The following is a 16,146-nucleotide window of genomic DNA, read 5'->3' on the forward strand; positions in this document are numbered from 1 at the left end:
CCTGCCACGACCGGCCGCACTCCCGCTCGGCGCCACGCACGGAGGTGAGCTGCGCTATGCCGAGCGGAGCTCGACGAGGGTGACCTGAGGCTCCGCACCGACCCGTACCGGCGGACCCCAGAAGCCGGCGCCGTTCGTCACGTAGACCTTCGTCCCGTCCACCTCACCGAGCCCGGAGACGACCGGCTGTTCGAGCCTGACCAGCAGGTTGAAGGGGACGATCTGGCCGCCGTGGGTGTGGCCGGACAGTTGCAGGTCGACCCCGTACCTGGCCGCTTCCAGCGCGGCCACCGGCTGGTGGGCCAGCAGCACCACCGGCCGGGACGGGTCACGGTCGCCGAGCGCGGCGTCGTAGTCCGGCGGCGCGGAGACGCCGCTGCCGACGGCGGAGACGTCGTTGACACCGGCCAGGTCGATCACTCCACCACGAGTGGCGATCTCCAGTCGCCGGTTCTGGAGCACCCGCAGCCCGAGCCGGTCGATCTCGGCCACCCACTCCTCCACGCCGGAGTAGTACTCGTGGTTGCCGGTGACGAAGTAGCTGCCGTACCGCGAGCGCAGGCCGCGCAGCGGTGCCGCGTCGTCGCCCAACTCGGCAACCGTGCCGTCGACCAGGTCGCCGACCACGGCGACGATGTCGGCGTCCAGCCGGTTGATCGCGGCCACGATCCGCTCGGTGTGTGCCCGGCCGGTCAGCGGCCCGATGTGGATGTCCGACACCGTGGCGATGCGCAGACCGTCCATGCTGCGGGGCAGCTTGGCCAGCCGGATCTGCACCCGGTCCAGCTGTGGCGGACCCATCGCGGTGCGTACGCCGTAGCCGACCAGGCCGGTGGCGGTGAGCCCGGCGAAGATCGCGGCACCACGGGCGAGCAGCAGGCGGCGGCCCGGATCGTGGTCGGGACCGACGGCACCGGCGGCCGGCGGAGTCGCCGGGGCATCGTTGGCCGGCTGAGGCGGCTCGGCCAGCTCGTCAGTGCCGGTCGACCGCTCGTTCGACGCGTCGGGCCCGGCCGGGCCGACAAGCACGGGCTCCGGGGCGGCCAGCCCCGACCGGCGGCGCAGCACCAGCCTCGTCACCAGCAGCGGGATTTCCAACACGACGAGCAGCACCAGCAGGTAGAACATCAGCGCGAGCCACAGGTAGCCCGGCCAGGCGAGCCAGTACATCCCGGCCCGCGTGCCGATCATGGTCGCCGGTACGAGCAGGGCCAGCACCACGGCGGTGATCGTGCCGGCCCGCCGCCAGCGTCCGGCGGTGGTGGTGGTGTCCTTCACCAGCCGTTTCCACAGGTAGAGGTGGATCAACCCGGTGATCACGGCAAGGGTGGTCACGAAGCCGAGTACCGCGAACACGTGTGGGTCCCCCTCAGCCGCCGGCGAAGGGAGGCAGGACGTCGATCGTCGCCCCAGCCGGCAGCGGCTTCTGCCGATCATGACAGGTCACGCCGTCGATCAGAAAACTCGACACCGCCAGCACCGACACCAACCGCCCGCCGTGCCGCTCGGCCAGTTCCGCCACCAACTCGTCAAGCGACCGGCCCGCGGTGACTGTCTCCTCGGTGCGGCCGGCGGCGGCCCGAGCCCCGGCGAAGTACCGGACTGTGACGCTCGCCACGGTCAGCCTCCGATGGCCGACATCGGCCGGGTCGGTTGCAGGAAGGACGGGTCGTCGATGCCGTGCCCGGCCCGCTTGCTCAACGTCGCCGCCCGCCAGCGGCGGGCAAGCTCCTCGTCGTCGGCACCGGCCCGCAACGCGCCGCGCAGGTCCGACTCCTCGGTGGCGAACAGGCAGTTGCGGATCTGCCCGTCGGCGGTGAGCCGGGTCCGGTCGCAGTCGCCGCAGAAGGGCCGGGTCACCGTGCCGATCACGCCGACCCGGGCCGGGCCGCCGTCGACCAGCCAGGTCTCGGCGGGAGCGGTGCCGCGTTCGGCCGGGTCCGGGCTGAGGTCGTACGCGGCACGCAGCGCGGCCAGGATCTCGTCGGCGGTCACCATGGCGGCGCGGTCCCAGCCGTGCTGTGCGTCCAGCGGCATCTGCTCGATGAACCGCAGCTCGTAGCCGTGGTCGAGGGCGAAACGCAGCAGCGCCGGTGCCTCGTCGTCGTTGACGCCGCGCATCAGCACAGCGTTGACCTTGACCGGAGTGAGTCCGGCGGTGGCCGCACCGGCCAGGCCGGCCAGCACGTCGGCCAACCGGTCCCGGCGGGTGAGTTTGGTGAAGCGTTCCCGGTCCAGCGTGTCGAGCGAGACGTTGACCCGGTCGAGTCCGGCGGCGCGTAGCGCGGGTGCGAGCCGGTTCAGGCCGATCCCGTTGGTGGTCAGCGAGATCCGGGGGCGCGGGTCGAGGGCCGAGACGGCTTCGACGATGCCGACCAGACCGGGGCGGACGAGCGGTTCGCCACCGGTGAACCGCACCTCGTCGACCCCGAGCTGGCACACCGCGACCCGGATCAGCCGGACCACCTCGTCGTCGGTGAGCAGTTGCGGCCCGGCCAGCCAGGGCAGGCCCTCGGCGGGCATGCAGTAGGTGCAGCGCAGGTTGCACTTGTCGGTCAGGGACACCCGCAGGTCCCGGGCGACGCGGCCGTACCGGTCGACGAGGCCGGTCGGCGGGGGCAGGCTCACCGGTCGACGGTAGCGCGCCCTGTCCCGTTCAGGGCGTCCCGGGCGGTCCTGGTTACCGAATCGCGGTACGCCGCACCGAAGAGCGCGGTGTGCACGAGCAGCAGGTGCAGCTGGTGCAGCGGCATCCGCTCCCGCCACCCGTCGGCCAGTGGCCAGCTCTCCCGGTAGGCCGCCATGATCCGATCCTGGTGCGGAGGGCCGCCGAAGAGCGCCAACTGGGCCAGGTCGGTCTCCCGGTGCCCGCCGTGCGCCGCCGGGTCGACAAGCCAGACCCGGTCGTCGCCCCAGAGCAGGTTGCCCGGCCAGAGGTCACCGTGGACCCGGGCGGGCGGCTCGTCGCCGCCGAACTCCCCGATCCGGGCGATGACCTGCTCGACCAGGATGGCGTCGGTACTGGTCAGGGCCCCGGCGTCGACCGATCGGCGCAGGTAGGGCAGCAACCTGGACCGGGCGAACCACTCCGTCCACGGGCCGTCGTCCGGCGTGTTGTCCGCCGGCAGCGCGCCGATGAACCCCGGCCACCGTGCGCCGAACGCCGGTGCACCTGCTCGGTGCAGCTCGGCCAACTCCCGCCCGAAACGGTCGGCCGCCTCGCGGCTCGGCTCACCCGGGTCGACCCACTCCAGCGCCAGCAGCTGCGGCAACGCGACAAGCACCTCCGGTACGGCGACGGCACCGGCCTCGCGTAGCCAGCGCAGCCCGTCCGCCTCGGTGGCGAAGAACCCCTCCGGCACCGGCCGCCCCGCGTTCTCCGGCCAGGTCTTCGCGAACACCGAGTGTCCGTCGTCCAGGGTCAGCCGGGAAGCCGCGCAGATGTCGCCGCCGGACACCGGCGTCTCCCGGATCCGCTGATGGGTCATGAAGGTGGGCAACTGCTCGGGATGTGCCCGCAGGTAGGCCAGATCCATCCCCGCAACGTATCGCCAACCGGACGGCTCCCACTTCTGGACGGTCGCCGATTGCTCGTGAGCAGCGAAAACACTCTGTGTAACTGTGGATAACCGGCGTGTCGTCCACAGGGGCGGCGGGACCTACCTGCCGGCTCGCAGGCTGCCTGCATGAACTCGACCGAGCTGCCCCGACTGTCCGTACGCTCTCCCGCCGACCTCATCGCCGCCGTGCCGTACCTGCTCGGCTTCCATCCCGCCGACAGCATCGTGGTGGTGGCACTCTCCGGTAAGCGGATCGTCTTCGCGGCGCGCGGCGACCTGCCCGGCGACGCCGACCCCTACGAGCCCGGTCAGCACATCGCCGCGGTGACCGCCCGACAGGGCGCCGACTCGGCCACCGTCGTCGGGTACGGTCCGGCCGCCCGGGTGACTCCGGCGGTCGATGCGGTCCGGGCCGCACTGGCCGAGGCGGGGTTGGCCGTTCTCGACGCGCTGCGGGTCACCGACGGACGGTGGTGGTCCTACCTCTGCGACGAGCCGGAGTGCTGCCCGCCGGAGGGCACCCGCTACGACCCCCAGGCCAGTACGGTGCCGGCGGCGGCGGTCTTCGCCGGCCAGGTGGCCCTGCCCGATCGGGCGGCACTCGCCGCACAGGTGGCTCCGGTCGGTGGGGAGGCGATGCGGCAGGCGGTCGAGCAGGCGGAGCAGCGTCTCACCGATCTGCTGGCCGCCGCGCCCGCCGCCGACCTGCTCGGTGCTCGGGCCCTACGGGCGGCCGGCACGGCGGCGCTGCGGGCCACGGTGCGGCGCCACCGTGCTGGCGAGCGGCTGACCGACGACGAGCTGGCCTGGCTCTGCCTGCTCCTCACCCACCTGCCGGTACGCGACCATGCCTGGGAGCGCACCGACGGCCGGGACGAGGACATCGCGTTCTGGGCCGAGGTGCTACGCCGGGCCGCGCCGGAGCTGATCGCCGCCCCGGGTTCGCTGCTCGCGTTCGCCGCCTGGCGGGACGGGCAGGGCGCGTTGGCGGCGGTGGCCCTGGAACGGGTGCTGACCGACCATCCGGACTACTCGCTCGCCCTGCTGCTGGACGACCTGCTCCGTCGGGGAGTGCCCCCGTCCCGGCTGGACGGCTGGCCGGCGACCGGTCTGCCGAGAGCGCGGCGTCGGGTGCGGCGGCGCGCCCGACGGCGTCCTCGATGACCAACTCTCCGAGCACAGCCCAACCGACAGGTGTCGACGGCGTCTGCTCCGATGCCGGCGCTACCGCCCAGGTCGGTGGCGGTGTGGGCGATCGGCGGGGTCACCGCCCTGGCGGCAGTGTCGGATAATCGCCGCATGCCCGAGATTGCTCCTGGTACGGCATGAGCCTTGCCCTGCTGCTGTCCCTCGCCGGGCTGGCGTTGGTGGACAGCACCAGCATCGGCACCCTGTTCATCCCGGTGTGGTTGCTGCTCGCCCCGGGGCCGGTGAGCGTCCGGCGGGTGATGACCTACCTCGGCACCATCGCCGGTTTCTATTTCGCGGTCGGGTTGCTGCTGTACTTCGGTGGCAGTGGCCTGGCCGAGCTGCTGGGCGGCGCATTGGACAACCGGCCGGTGCTCTGGGGCCAGTTGGTGCTCGGGGTCGCTCTGTTCGTGCTGAGCTTCCGTTACGACGGCAAGCGTGGTGCCGGTACAGGTCGGGTGTTGCGCTGGCGGGACCGGGTGACCGCTGGTGACTCGTCGTCGCGTTGGCTGGTGGGGCTGGCGCTGTTCGCCGCGCTGGCCGAGGTGGCGACGATGCTGCCCTACCTCGGCGCGTTGGGCCTGCTCACCACCTCCGGCCTGGCCGTGCCCACGAGCGTGGCGCTGCTCGCCGGCTACTGCCTGGTCATGGTGTTGCCGGCGATGCTGTTGCTGGGCGCGCGGGTGGCGTGGCCGAGTTGGGTCGAGCCGGTGCTCGCCCGGCTCAACGCATGGATCGTCCGCTCCTCGGGCAGCATGCTCGGCTGGGTTCTGGGCATCGCCGGCTTCCTGATCGCCCGCGACGCGGCGGCCCGGTTAGAGCTGTTCGAGTTGCTGGCCCGTCGCTGACGGTGGGACCGGGGTGCTGTCAGCTGGTGACCCGGTGCCCGCCGGTGTAGACGTTCATCGTCCGTCCCCGTAGGAACCCGACGAGGGTCAGCCCGGCCTCGGTGGCCACGTCGACCGCGAGGGTGCTCGGTGCCGAAACCGCGGCGAGCAGCGGCACACCCGCCATCCACGCCTTCTGGGTCAGCTCGAAACTGGCCCGACCCGACACGAGCAGCACGTGCCCGGCCAGCGGCAACCGGTGTTCGCGTACCGCCCAGCCGACGACCTTGTCGACCGCGTTGTGCCGACCCACGTCCTCGCGCAGCACCACCAGCTCGCCGTCCGCGGAGAACAGGCCCGCGGCGTGCAGTCCGCCGGTGCGGTCGAAGCCCCGCTGCTCGGCCCGTAGCCGCTGCGGCAGCTCGGCCAACAGCTCTGCGGGCACACTGAGCGGGTCGTCGCTGACGTGGAAGAGCGACCGGGTACGCACCGCGTCGATGCTCGCCTTGCCGCACACCCCGCAGGCGCTCGTGGTGTGGAAGTGCCGGGTCGCGTCGGTGACCGGATCCGGCACCCCGGGAGCGAGGGTCACATCAACCACGTTGTAGGTGTTCGGGGTTTCCGTCCCAGCGCACAACTGCGCGGTGGACACGTCGTCCGCCGAGCGGATCAGCCCTTCGTTGAACAGGAAGCCGATGGCCAGGTCGAGGTCGGCTCCCGGGGTACGCATGGTGACGGTGAGCGGTCGACGACGGCCTGGCCCGGCCGGGCCGACCCGCAGCTCCAACGGCTCCTCGGCGGCGAGAGTGTCCGGCCGCCGAACCCGGCGCCGGCCGCCCTCCGCCGCATCCAGGTCCACCCGCACCACACCACGCCGTTCCGAAGCCCGTCCCACGTCGTCCATCCTGCCCGCATCGCCGGAATCGCCCCACGTGGGCCCGTCGATCTGCCGAACCTGCCCCGTCATGGCCCGCCGAAATTCCGGCCCACCATCCGGGCCGCGCTGTTGAGCTGGTCCGTCCGTGCCATCGGTCAAGCTGATCCACCTGTTCGTCAGCCGAGCGTTCGAGGCGCGATCCGTCTGTGCGTTCAGCTCGACAGGCGCTCGACAGGGGGTTGGTCACCATGACTGCCGCCGCTCCAGGTGTCGGGGCGGTGCGGGCGGCTAACGTGGCGCAGATGACGGCGTACGCGGCTGTGGTGCTCGCGGGTGGTGCGGGGCTCCGGATGGGCGGGCGGGACAAGCCGGTGTTACCGGTCGGCGGGGTGCCGATGCGTGAGCGGGTGCTGGCCGCGGTGGCCGATGCGTCGCCCCGAATCCTGGTCGGCCCCGGACCGGCGATCGCCGGAGTGCGGCTGACCCGCGAGGTGCCGCCGGGCGGCGGACCGGTGGCCGCCGTCGCGGCCGGGCTGGCCCTGCTCGACACCGATGTACCCGCCGTCGCCCTGCTCGCCGCCGACCTGCCCCTGCTGACCCGGTCAGCCGTTGGCGAGCTGCTGGACCAGCTGCACCGCATCGACGGCAACCGCCCAGACGACGCCGGAACGCCGAGCACCGGAACGCCGAGTACCGAGGCGGGGGTTTTCGACGGGGCCTGTTACGTGGACCGGTCGGGGCGGCGGCAGACGCTGTGCGGGGTGTGGCGGCCGGCTGCCCTGCGTGCTGCGCTCGATCGGCTCACCGGCCGGCGTGGCGGTGACGTGGCTGGTGCACCGCTGCGGGAGCTGCTCGCCGACCTGATCGTGCGCGAGGTGACGTGGCACGGTGACGGCCCGGAGCCCTGGTTCGACTGCGACACTGAGCGTGACCTACGCCGGGCGGAGGAGTGGACGCGATGACGGTGATGGACGACTGGGTCACGGCCGCCTGTGCGGAACTTGGTCTCGACCCGGCGCAGGTGCCGGTGCCGACCGTGCTCGACCTGGCTCGGGATGTGGCCCACCAGGTGCTGCGGCCCGGTGCGCCGGTCACCGCGTACCTGCTCGGCCTGGCCGTCGGGCGGGGGGCGGATCCGGCTGTGACGGCGGACCGGCTCTCCGGGCTGGCCGGCACCTGGCCGGTGGAGCTGGGTGGCGACCCGCACCCGCGAACCGACCCGGCCGGACCGGACCGCGACTGACCGTCTCCGGGGCGTTGTCCGATCACGGTCCGCGCCGATCCGTACCGGCAGCCGGCTGGGTAGGGTGACCGGAACGGACGGAGGCGATCATGACGGCTGACCACCCCTCGGCACCGCCCGGTACGTCGGTGCACCACGAGTCGATCCTGCTCGACGAGCCGAGCACGGCCGACCTACGGGCGAAGGTGACCGAGGCGTGGCGGGAGTTCGCCCGAGCGCTGGCGGAGCGGCTGTCCGCGCTGCCACCGGGCGCGGAGGTGGCGTTGACCCTCGACCCGACCGCCTCCGGCACCGATGACGCCATCTATTCCGTCTATGTCGAGGTGCGGACCGACGGCCGGTTCGCGGCCCGGGCGGTGGGCAACGCGACCCTGCCGCAGGGATACCGACTGGATCGTGCGGCGGTCGCCGACATGGTCGCGCTGGGCTGGTCACCGCCGGGCGTGGTGGACGGCTCGGGGGACCAGTTCGGGTTGGATTCCGCGGCGGACGAGGCACCCCGGCTGGCCGCGCTGCTCTCCCGCACCCTGCGTGACATCTACGGTGCCCCACATCCGGCCTTTCTCGTCTACGCGATCGAGGACGGCCAGGGTGAGCCGATCTCCGGGGAGGCGCTGGGGACAGCCCGCAGTGAGGCGAACCTGGCCCGGGAGATCGGCACCGAGCTGGAGAAGGCGCTGGCCGCGACCGACGAGGACGGCGCGGACACCGAGGTGCTGGATCTGGCCGAGCGGGTCCGTACGGTCGTCTCGACCATGCTCAAGTCCGACTCGGACCGGCTCCAGGTCGACTCTGACGGTGACATCAACATCCGGGCCGGCTCGGCGATGGTCTTCGTCCGGGTGCGAGACAACCCGCCGCTTGTCGATGTCTTCTCTCCGGTGCTGACCGAGGTCGAGCCGACCGAGCGGCTGTACGTCAAGCTCTCCGAGCTGACCAACCGGATGCCGATCGGACGCCTCTACTGCGCCGACGACACCGTGTGGGCGTCGATCCCGGTCTTCGGCCGCAACTTCCAGCCGACCCACCTGATGCTCGCCGTGCAGGTGATGACCGGGCTGGCGGACGAGCTGGACGACCGCCTGCACGGCGAGTTCGGCGGCAAGCGGTTCTTCGGCGAGGGAGACAAGCCGGGACGCGGCGAGCACCGCACCGGCATGTACCTCTGAGGGCGGTCAGCGCACGTCGAGGAGGGTCTTGCCGACCGTCGACCGGGCCTCGATGGCCGCGTGCGCCTCGGCCGCCCGGGCCAATGGGAACCGCTGACCGATCACCGCGCGTAGCCGGCCGGCGGCGCCTTCCGCCAGCGCCCGCTCGGTGTACGCCCGCAGCTGGGCGGGTGTCGGCGTCGGCCGGACCACTGTCACGCCCCGCTCGGCGGCGGGCTCCGCACCGATGCCGGCCCACTCGCCGCTGGACAGCCCGAAGCTGAGCATTCGCCCGCCCCGGTCGAGCAGCTCGAAGGCGTCCCGCCCGATCGTGCCGCCGACCCCGTCGAAGACCACGTCGACCGCACCGACCGCCGACCGTACCCGCCCGACCCAGTCCGACCGCCGGTAGTCCACGGCGACCTCGGTGCCCATCGGGGGTAGCAGAGCGACCTTGCGCGTACCGCCGGCGAGTCCGACCACCCGTGCTCCGGCGCGGGCGGCGAGCTGGACGAGCAGGCTGCCCACCCCGCCGGCGGCGGCCTCGACGAGCACCCGGTCGCCGGGCCGGAGATCAGCCGCCTCGGCCAGCATCAACGCCGTACGCCCGTCGGCGAGCAGGGCCACCGCCTGGTCGAGCGGCAGTCCGTCCGGTACCGCGACCGGCAGCGTCGCGTCCACGACGACCCGCTCGGCGTACGCCCCCGACCCGCCGGTGCCGCTGACCACCCGGCGGCCGACCAGCCCCGGGTCGACGTCCGGCCCGACCTGGCTGATCAGGCCGCCGACGCCGTTGCCCGGGATCACCGGCAGCGTCGCGCCCGACGGCCCGAAACCGGTCGCCCGGAACTGGGTCTCCACGAAGGTGATGTTCGCGAGCAGCACGTCGATCAGCACCTGCCCCGGCGCGGGTACGGGGTCGGGCGCGGTTCCCGGAACGAGTTTCTCCGGACCGCCGAACTCGTGGATCCACACCGCCCGCACGTCTCCCCCTCACCGCCGCTTCCCGCCGAGTCGATCACTTGAAGCGTGGTTGAGGTCAAGGCGGGTGGGGCCCGGAAACCCCGAGAAACCGGGCCCCACCCGCTGGGGAGGAAGGTTCAGGTCGCAGCGATCCAGGCCAGGCTCCGGGCCGAGGCAGGGTCGGTGGCGCGCAGGCCCGTTTCGGAGACCGTCCAGAGCACGTCGCCGATGACCAGGGACCGCCGCACCGCTGGACCCCACTGCCCCCGGTTGCCGCCGGCCGGATGGGTCACCTCGCCGATCTCACTGATTGTGTCGTCGCGGACGCGCAACAGCCGGACACCGGCGTCGACCGGCAGCGCCACCAGACCGGTGTCCGGGCGATACAGGAAGGCGTGCGGGTCGTGCTCTGCACTGGACCAACCGCCGGGCAGGTGCCACTGGTCCAGCCGGTCCGGCCGGCCGGGATCGCGGACATCGAAGAGGGAGACCTGTACGCCCTTGGTCCGTCCCTGGCTGTCGGCCTCCTGACCGACTCCGAGCAGACGTTCCTGGGGCAATGGATGCAGGTACGCGGAGTAGCCGGTGATCTTCAGTTCGCCGGTGACCACGGGCGCGGCCGGATCGGCGAGGTCGAGCGCGTAGAGCGGGTCGGTCTGCCGGAAGGTGACCACGTACGCGACCGGCCCGAGGTAGCGCACCGAGTAGATGCGTTCACCTCGCCCGAGGCCGCCGACCATGCCGACCGGTACCAGTGCCCCGTCGGCGGGGCGGAGCACGCGAACCGTCGACTCGGAGGCCCTGCCCTCGCTCCAGAAATCGCCGGTGGTGGTGGCCACCCGCAGGTGACCCGCCCACTCGGAGAGCGCGTACTGGTTGATCAGCCAGCCGGGCACCGAGCCGGCGGCCAGGAAGCGGGGACGGCCCGGCGCGGCGGTGTCGAACTGGTAGATGTCGGTGACCTGATCGGCCGACGACGGCCGCCAGCGGGGGATGCCGCCGGTGTTCGGCGTCGGACGCTGACCTGCCAGGTAGAGGCTGGTCGCCGTGCCGTAGACGGTGTCGGCGTCGGCGGCCACCGCGGCCGGGTCACCGTCGCCGAGCCGGTCGCGGGTGAGATCGAAGCTGAGCACGGTGAGGGTGGACGAGCCGGTCATCCGCTCGGGCCGGCTGAGCCGGTCGCAGCCGACCCGACCGGTGTGCCGCTCCGGTCCGGCGGTCCACTCGTACTCCGGCAGCCAGGCCTCGACACCGGCCCGCGCGATCACCTGGCGGTTCCGTTCCGTCCGGGCCTCGTCGGTTCCCTCGGACGCCGGCGGGAACTCCAGTCGGGCCGACGAATGGACCGCCACCCGGGCCGTGGCACCTGTCAACCGGGCGTCGACCGTGCTGCCCTGGATGCGGTACGTGCCGAGCACCAGGGGGCGGCCGGTCAGGCCGATCAGCAGGAGGCGAGTCGTACCGGCACGCCTGATTGAGCGCAGCGCGTCGGCTGGACGCGGCGGATCCTCGCTGAGTACCAGTGCGCGGTCGCCGAGCAGCAGCAGCCGGTGCTCCTGCCAGCGCAGTTCCTCCCGGCCGCCGGCCAGGTCGAGTCGGCCGGTGACGCGTCGGCTCACCGGGTCGACCACCCGCAGCACGCCCCCGGTGACCGTGACGATCCGTCGGCCGTCGGTCTTGACCAGGTCGGGTTCGTCCGCGCCGGCCTCGTGGTTGTTCGTCGTCGAGTAGCCTGCGCCGCTGTCCCGGCCGGCGGTGTCGCCCGGCGCCCCGGCGAAGCTCCGGGCCATCGACTCCGCGCCGCCGACGGCCGCCTTCAGCCTCGCGTCGCCGGCGAGACCGTACGGGCCGACCGAAGCGGTGGCCGCCGCACGCAGCTCCGCGAGAGCGTCGGCGCAGGAGTCGAAGGAGACCAGGCCGACCGGCACCATCGGTGCTGCGGTGGTGTCGGGCCCGGTCGGCGGAGGTTGCGACACGGCCATGCTGCCGGCGAGTAGCGCGAGCACGACCAGCGAACCGCCGGCCGTGGCGACCTTGGTGCCCCGTTTCATGGCCGGTTCGACGCGGTGACTCCGCGTCCGGTTCCACCCTCGGCCGAGTGGTTCCGGGTTCAGCCGGTGGAGGGGCCCACGCCCGGTGACTCGACCAGCCGGGAGAGCACGATCGTGCTGCGGCTGGAGGTCACGAACGTCTCGGCCCGGAGCCGCTCCAGTGCATCCTCGAGGTGTGCGATGTCGGCGGCCCGCAGGTGCACCAACGCGTCGGCCTCGCCGGAGACGGTGTACGCGCCGACCACCTCGGGATGGCGACGCACGGCGGCGCCGATCTGGGCCGGGGTGGTCCGGCCGGCGCAGAACAGCTCCACGAAGGCCTCGGTGGTCCAGCCGACCGAGGCCGGATCCACGATGGCGGTGAATCCCCTGATCACCCCGGCGGCCCGCAGTCGATCGACCCGCCGCTTCACCGCCGGAGCGGAGAGCGACACCCGAGTGCCGATGTCGGCGTACGAGGCACGGGCGTCAGCCACGAGCAACGCAATGATTCGCTGGTCAACGGCGTCGATCTGCAATGTTCCGCCTCTTGGAAGCAATGTTTGCGGCTGTTACCAAAGTTCTACCGTACCTACCCTTGGTCACCGTGAACCAGCAGCGAGTGCCGCGAAAGCGGACATATCTCATGTGCTCCCCCGAGCACTTCGCGGTCGAGTACGCGATCAACCCGTGGATGGACGTGACCTCCCCGGTCGACGCGGAGCTGGCGGTCAAGCAGTGGGACCGGCTGCGGGAGACCCTGGTCGGCCTCGGCCACGAGGTGCATCTGCTGGTGCCCGAACCCGGCCTGCCCGACATGGTCTACGCGGCCAACGGTGCGTTCATGGTCGACGGCACGGTCTACGGGGCCCAGTTCAAGCACGAGCAGCGGGCCGCCGAGGCGGCCACGCACCGGGCCTTCTACGAGTCGCAGGGCTGGCGGTTCATCGCGCCGAACGAGACGAACGAGGGCGAGGGTGACTTCGCGTACCTGCCGGAGGCGCACGGCGGGCTGGTCCTGGCCGGGCACGGCTTCCGGACGGAGTTGCCGGCGCACGCCGAGGCGCAGGAGGCGCTCGGCCGGCCGGTGGTCTCGCTGCGGCTTGTCGATCCGCGCTTCTACCACCTGGACGTGGCGCTCGCCTCGATCGACGACAGCAACATCGTCTACTACCCCGGTGCCTTCTCCGCGGCCAGCCAGCGGGTGCTCACCCAGCTCTTCCCGGACGCGGTGCTGGCGGACGACGAGGACGCCCTCGCCTTCGGGCTGAACCTGGTAAGCGACGGTGCCAACGTGGTGCTCAACAGCGAGGCCACCCGGCTCGCCGGTCGGCTCAAGGCGGCTGGCTACACCCCGGTGCCCGTCGAGCTGGCCGAGCTGAAGAAGGGCGGTGGCAGCGTGAAGTGCTGTATCGCCGAACTGCGGTACTGAGTTTCCCGCCGAGCGACGAGGCCGGCCCCTGGTGGGGGCCGGCCTCGCTGCGTTCCTCGACTCAGCCGAGCGTGGCCAACTCGTTGACGAGCACGTTCGAGACCACCTGGCCGTCGCGCTGCACCTCGCGCAGGTACCACTTCTGCTGCGGGGTACGCGGCTGGTTGAACTGCCAGGCACCACGCGGGCTGTCGATCTGGCCGATCCGGCCCAGCGCCAGGTTCACCTGCTGCGCGGTGGGTGCCGCGCCGGCGAGACGGATCGCCTGGTCGAGCACCTTGGCCGCGTCGTACGAGGCCATCGCGTACGTGGTCGGGGAGGCGTTGTGCTTCTTGCGGTACGCGGAGGCGAACCGGCGGTTGGCCGCGTTGTTGAGGTCGGCGGAGTAGTTCAACGCGGTGCGGATGCCGATCGCGTCGCTCGCCGGCCGGATGCTCTCCAGCACCGAGCCCTCGGTGAGGAAACCGGGGGCGTAGATCCGGCCCCGGAACCCGGCGTCGCGCAGCTGCATGATGAACTCCACAGCCGCCGCGCCGGAGTAGAAGCAGAAGACGACCGCCGGATTGTCGGCCAGCGCGCGGTTGATGTCCGAGACGTAGGCGGTCCTACCGGGGTTGTTGCTGCCGGAGGTCCAGACCACCTCGGAGGCGATGCGCGGGTCGGCTTCGCCGAACTCCTCACGGAAGCCGCGCAGCACGTCCTCGACGCCGACGACCCCTTCCGGCAGGATCGTGGCGATCCGGTCGGCGGGACCGAGCTCGTCCTTCAGGTAGCGGCCGAGCGCCCGGCCCGCCTCGTCGAGCACGTACGACGTACGCCAGATGTAGACGACACTCTGCAGGCTCGCGGGCGAGGCGTTGGAGCCGATCAACGGAACCCGGGCCTGCTCCACGATGTCCCGGATGCCGAACAGGACCGACGAGCTGGCGACCCCGGTCAGGGCGAGCACGCCCTGCTTGAGCAGTCCCTCGACGGCGGCCTGACCCGACTTGACGGTGTCACCCTCGTCGGCCGTGACCAGGTCGACCGGGTGGCCGCCGAGGCGCCTGTCGTTGAGGTCCAGGTACAGCTCGAAGCCGTTTGTGAGCTCGTCACCGATGGCCTTGCTCGCACCCGACTGTGGCGCGATGAGCCCGATCTTGATCGGGCTCTCTGTGCTGGTGACCTCCGGCTCGGCGTCGGAGCCGCACCCCGCGACGAGTCCGCCCGTACCGAGCGCGGCCAGCAGCTGGAGTGCCCGCCTGCGGTTCATCTGCGACACCGGGTTCCCTTCGAATGTGTTGCCGGGCGCATCCGCCCATCCGGCGTTCTACCTGCTCCGCGACGCTGCGTCAATGGCTAATGATCTTCGTGCAGAGACCGCAACGCGCTGGTTACCTCCGGCCACGCCGACGAGCCGGGAGCGATAAGCCCGAAATGCTCGCACTCTGGCAGCTCAATCAGGCGAATATCGGTGCCTGCGGCGCGCGCTGCGGCCACATAATTTCGAGAGATGTCGATGGGGACCTGTTGATCCAGCGTGCCGTGTATCACTACCGTGCGTGGCCGCAGCGGGACCAGAGACCGTGGATCCGCTGTCGCGTACCGCTCCGGCACATCGGCCGGTCCACCCCCGAGCAGCGCGGCCACGGCACCGGCGTCCAGATCCAGTCGGTACGCCTCGGCCAGGTCGGCGACCGGGGCGAGGGCCAGCACCCCGGCGACCGCACCGGGTGCGTGGGCCGCCGCGTACAGCGCGAGGTGCCCGCCGGCCGAGTGACCGACAAGGACCGGCGGGCCCGAGGTGACGTGCCCCGGCAGTGCGGCCTCGGCCAACCCGGGCAGCGCGGAGACCCCCGCCAGTACATCGGTCAGTGTGCCGGGCCAGCCACCACCGGGCTGTCCGGTCCGCCGGTACTCCAACTGGGCGACCGGGTACCCGAGGGCGGCCAGTGCGCTCGCCAGTGGCCCGGTGTGCCGTCGGTCGTACTCGGCGCGCCAGAAACCACCGTGCACCACGACCACCAGCGGCCGGGGCGGCCCGGAACCGGCCGGACGACGCAGGTCGGCGATCTGGTCCGGGTGTTCGCCGTAGGCGACTGTCACGTCCGGTTCGGGCGCGGGGCGGGTCAGCACCGCCCGGGGATCGGAGGGCATCGGGCGACGGTAGCGCGGTTCGCGGGCCCCCGGGGGGTGGGTGCCCGGCCGGGTACCGGACCAGCGGGCCGGCGGGCGCTGACGGGTACCGCTGGGTAAAGATGGAGGGCATGACCGAAGCGCGCTCCGCTGGACAGAACGACGAGCCCGGCCGGGACGGTACCGGGCACTCCGGAACCGTGGTGGTGGTCGGACCGGACGGCCGGCCCGTCGGCACCGTGCAGACCGACGACGGGCCTGGCGAGGATCCGTCGCGCCTGGTCGAACAGCCGGCCAAGGTGATGCGGATCGGCAGCATGATCAAACAGCTGCTGGAGGAGGTCAAGTCCGCTCCCCTGGACGACGCCAGCCGGCACCGGATGCGGGAGATCCACCAGCGGTCGATCGTCGAGCTGAAGGAAGGGCTCGCCCCCGAACTACGGGACGAACTGGAGCGGATCTCGCTGCCGTTCTCCGAGGACCAGGCACCGAGCGAGGGTGAGCTGCGGATCGCCCACGCCCAACTGGTCGGCTGGCTGGAAGGGCTCTTCCACGGCATCCAGGCAGCCCTGGTCGCGCAACAGATGGCGGCCCGGGTGCAGTTGGAGCAGATGCGCTCCGGCCGGCAGGCACTGCCCAGCGGCCCGGCGGGGGCGATGCTGCCGGGGATGCCCGGCATGGGGCAGCCAGGTGGTGAAGGACACAGCACCGGCCAGTACCTCTGATCGCCCGGTCCGGGTGCGGTGCGTTCGTCGGGCCGCAC

17 protein-coding genes are annotated in these 16,146 nt (G+C 72.0%); 7 read left to right on the forward strand and 10 right to left on the reverse strand.

The genetic code is table 11. The features are described from left to right. Window positions 1-54: 54 nt before the first annotated feature. From AB0I71_RS06830 to AB0I71_RS06845, 4 genes are read right to left on the reverse strand one after another with little or no spacing between them, the layout of a single operon-like run. Entirely contained in the window at window positions 55-1,356 is a 1,302-nt protein-coding gene (locus AB0I71_RS06830; protein WP_357582264.1) for a metallophosphoesterase, read from the reverse strand. Window positions 1,357-1,369: 13 nt separating this feature from the next. Then, window positions 1,370-1,624 (reverse strand): MoaD/ThiS family protein, encoded by a 255-nt coding sequence (locus tag AB0I71_RS06835; RefSeq protein ID WP_357582363.1) that lies wholly within the window; start codon window positions 1,622-1,624, stop codon window positions 1,370-1,372. After that, window positions 1,621-2,628, reverse strand: a complete 1,008-nt coding sequence (gene moaA / locus AB0I71_RS06840; RefSeq protein ID WP_357582265.1) for a GTP 3',8-cyclase MoaA — start codon at window positions 2,626-2,628, stop codon at window positions 1,621-1,623. Before moaA ends, AB0I71_RS06835 begins: the two co-directional genes overlap by 4 nt. Further along, window positions 2,625-3,536, reverse strand: a complete 912-nt coding sequence (locus tag AB0I71_RS06845; RefSeq protein ID WP_357582266.1) for a fructosamine kinase family protein — start codon at window positions 3,534-3,536, stop codon at window positions 2,625-2,627. Before AB0I71_RS06845 ends, moaA begins: the two co-directional genes overlap by 4 nt. A gap of 150 nt (window positions 3,537-3,686) precedes the next feature. On the opposite strand from AB0I71_RS06845, the gene AB0I71_RS06850 reads away from it, so the two are divergent. Together AB0I71_RS06850 and AB0I71_RS06855 are read left to right on the forward strand one after the other, a co-directional pair. Then, complete coding sequence (locus tag AB0I71_RS06850; protein ID WP_357582267.1) at window positions 3,687-4,724, forward strand: DUF4192 domain-containing protein; 1,038 nt, start codon at window positions 3,687-3,689, stop codon at window positions 4,722-4,724. A gap of 161 nt (window positions 4,725-4,885) precedes the next feature. Further along, entirely contained in the window at window positions 4,886-5,596 is a 711-nt protein-coding gene (locus AB0I71_RS06855) for a GAP family protein (protein WP_357582268.1), read from the forward strand. A 19-nt stretch (window positions 5,597-5,615) separates the two neighbouring features. Here AB0I71_RS06855 and fdhD read toward each other — a convergent pair whose 3' ends face one another. Further along, window positions 5,616-6,470 (reverse strand): formate dehydrogenase accessory sulfurtransferase FdhD, encoded by an 855-nt coding sequence (gene fdhD, locus AB0I71_RS06860; protein ID WP_357582269.1) that lies wholly within the window; start codon window positions 6,468-6,470, stop codon window positions 5,616-5,618. A 230-nt stretch (window positions 6,471-6,700) separates the two neighbouring features. On the opposite strand from fdhD, the gene AB0I71_RS06865 reads away from it, so the two are divergent. From AB0I71_RS06865 to AB0I71_RS06875, 3 genes are all read left to right on the forward strand, one after another. Then, complete coding sequence (locus AB0I71_RS06865) at window positions 6,701-7,414, forward strand: NTP transferase domain-containing protein (protein WP_357582270.1); 714 nt, start codon at window positions 6,701-6,703, stop codon at window positions 7,412-7,414. Further along, window positions 7,411-7,695 (forward strand): DUF6457 domain-containing protein, encoded by a 285-nt coding sequence (locus AB0I71_RS06870; protein ID WP_357582271.1) that lies wholly within the window; start codon window positions 7,411-7,413, stop codon window positions 7,693-7,695. The genes AB0I71_RS06865 and AB0I71_RS06870 overlap by 4 nt, the downstream gene beginning before the upstream one ends. A gap of 89 nt (window positions 7,696-7,784) precedes the next feature. Further along, a complete protein-coding gene (locus tag AB0I71_RS06875; protein WP_357582272.1) occupies window positions 7,785-8,864 on the forward strand; it encodes a hypothetical protein in 1,080 nt (359 codons plus the stop codon). A 6-nt stretch (window positions 8,865-8,870) separates the two neighbouring features. Here AB0I71_RS06875 and AB0I71_RS06880 read toward each other — a convergent pair whose 3' ends face one another. From AB0I71_RS06880 to AB0I71_RS06890, 3 genes are all read right to left on the reverse strand, one after another. Next, window positions 8,871-9,827: a zinc-binding dehydrogenase gene (locus AB0I71_RS06880; protein ID WP_357582273.1), complete on the reverse strand. Its 957-nt coding sequence runs from the start codon at window positions 9,825-9,827 to the stop codon at window positions 8,871-8,873. Between the two features lie 116 nt (window positions 9,828-9,943). After that, window positions 9,944-11,857, reverse strand: a complete 1,914-nt coding sequence (locus tag AB0I71_RS06885; RefSeq protein ID WP_357582274.1) for a beta-propeller domain-containing protein — start codon at window positions 11,855-11,857, stop codon at window positions 9,944-9,946. A 59-nt stretch (window positions 11,858-11,916) separates the two neighbouring features. After that, window positions 11,917-12,375: an Lrp/AsnC family transcriptional regulator gene (locus AB0I71_RS06890; RefSeq protein ID WP_357582275.1), complete on the reverse strand. Its 459-nt coding sequence runs from the start codon at window positions 12,373-12,375 to the stop codon at window positions 11,917-11,919. Between the two features lie 59 nt (window positions 12,376-12,434). On the opposite strand from AB0I71_RS06890, the gene ddaH reads away from it, so the two are divergent. Then, the gene (gene ddaH / locus AB0I71_RS06895) at window positions 12,435-13,268 is read left to right on the forward strand and encodes a dimethylargininase (protein WP_357582276.1); all 834 of its coding nucleotides are present in this window, start codon (window positions 12,435-12,437) and stop codon (window positions 13,266-13,268) included. A gap of 61 nt (window positions 13,269-13,329) precedes the next feature. Here the strand turns inward: ddaH and AB0I71_RS06900 are convergent, their stop codons facing one another. Both AB0I71_RS06900 and AB0I71_RS06905 read right to left on the reverse strand, forming a co-directional pair. Next, a complete protein-coding gene (locus AB0I71_RS06900; RefSeq protein ID WP_357582277.1) occupies window positions 13,330-14,529 on the reverse strand; it encodes an ABC transporter substrate-binding protein in 1,200 nt (399 codons plus the stop codon). A 77-nt stretch (window positions 14,530-14,606) separates the two neighbouring features. Then, complete coding sequence (locus tag AB0I71_RS06905) at window positions 14,607-15,404, reverse strand: alpha/beta hydrolase (protein ID WP_357582278.1); 798 nt, start codon at window positions 15,402-15,404, stop codon at window positions 14,607-14,609. A 101-nt stretch (window positions 15,405-15,505) separates the two neighbouring features. On the opposite strand from AB0I71_RS06905, the gene AB0I71_RS06910 reads away from it, so the two are divergent. Further along, complete coding sequence (locus AB0I71_RS06910; RefSeq protein ID WP_357582279.1) at window positions 15,506-16,108, forward strand: bacterial proteasome activator family protein; 603 nt, start codon at window positions 15,506-15,508, stop codon at window positions 16,106-16,108. The last annotated feature ends 38 nt before the right edge of the window (window positions 16,109-16,146 follow it).

Source organism: Micromonospora sp. NPDC049891, from assembly GCF_040660295.1.
Lineage (GTDB): Bacteria > Actinomycetota > Actinomycetes > Mycobacteriales > Micromonosporaceae > Micromonospora.

Excerpts from the sequence above, each read along its gene's own strand:
- AB0I71_RS06910 (WP_357582279.1), top strand. The coding sequence starts at position 15,506 with ATGGAGGGCATGACCGAAGCGCGCTCCGCTGGACAGAACGACGAGCCC.
- AB0I71_RS06865 (WP_357582270.1), top strand. The coding sequence starts at position 6,701 with ATGACTGCCGCCGCTCCAGGTGTCGGGGCGGTGCGGGCGGCTAACGTG.
- AB0I71_RS06905 (WP_357582278.1), bottom strand. The coding sequence starts at position 15,404 with ATGCCCTCCGATCCCCGGGCGGTGCTGACCCGCCCCGCGCCCGAACCG.
- AB0I71_RS06850 (WP_357582267.1), top strand. The coding sequence starts at position 3,687 with ATGAACTCGACCGAGCTGCCCCGACTGTCCGTACGCTCTCCCGCCGAC.
- AB0I71_RS06855 (WP_357582268.1), top strand. The coding sequence starts at position 4,886 with ATGAGCCTTGCCCTGCTGCTGTCCCTCGCCGGGCTGGCGTTGGTGGAC.
- AB0I71_RS06845 (WP_357582266.1), bottom strand. The coding sequence starts at position 3,536 with ATGGATCTGGCCTACCTGCGGGCACATCCCGAGCAGTTGCCCACCTTC.
- AB0I71_RS06870 (WP_357582271.1), top strand. The coding sequence starts at position 7,411 with ATGACGGTGATGGACGACTGGGTCACGGCCGCCTGTGCGGAACTTGGT.
- AB0I71_RS06875 (WP_357582272.1), top strand. The coding sequence starts at position 7,785 with ATGACGGCTGACCACCCCTCGGCACCGCCCGGTACGTCGGTGCACCAC.
- AB0I71_RS06885 (WP_357582274.1), bottom strand. The coding sequence starts at position 11,857 with ATGAAACGGGGCACCAAGGTCGCCACGGCCGGCGGTTCGCTGGTCGTG.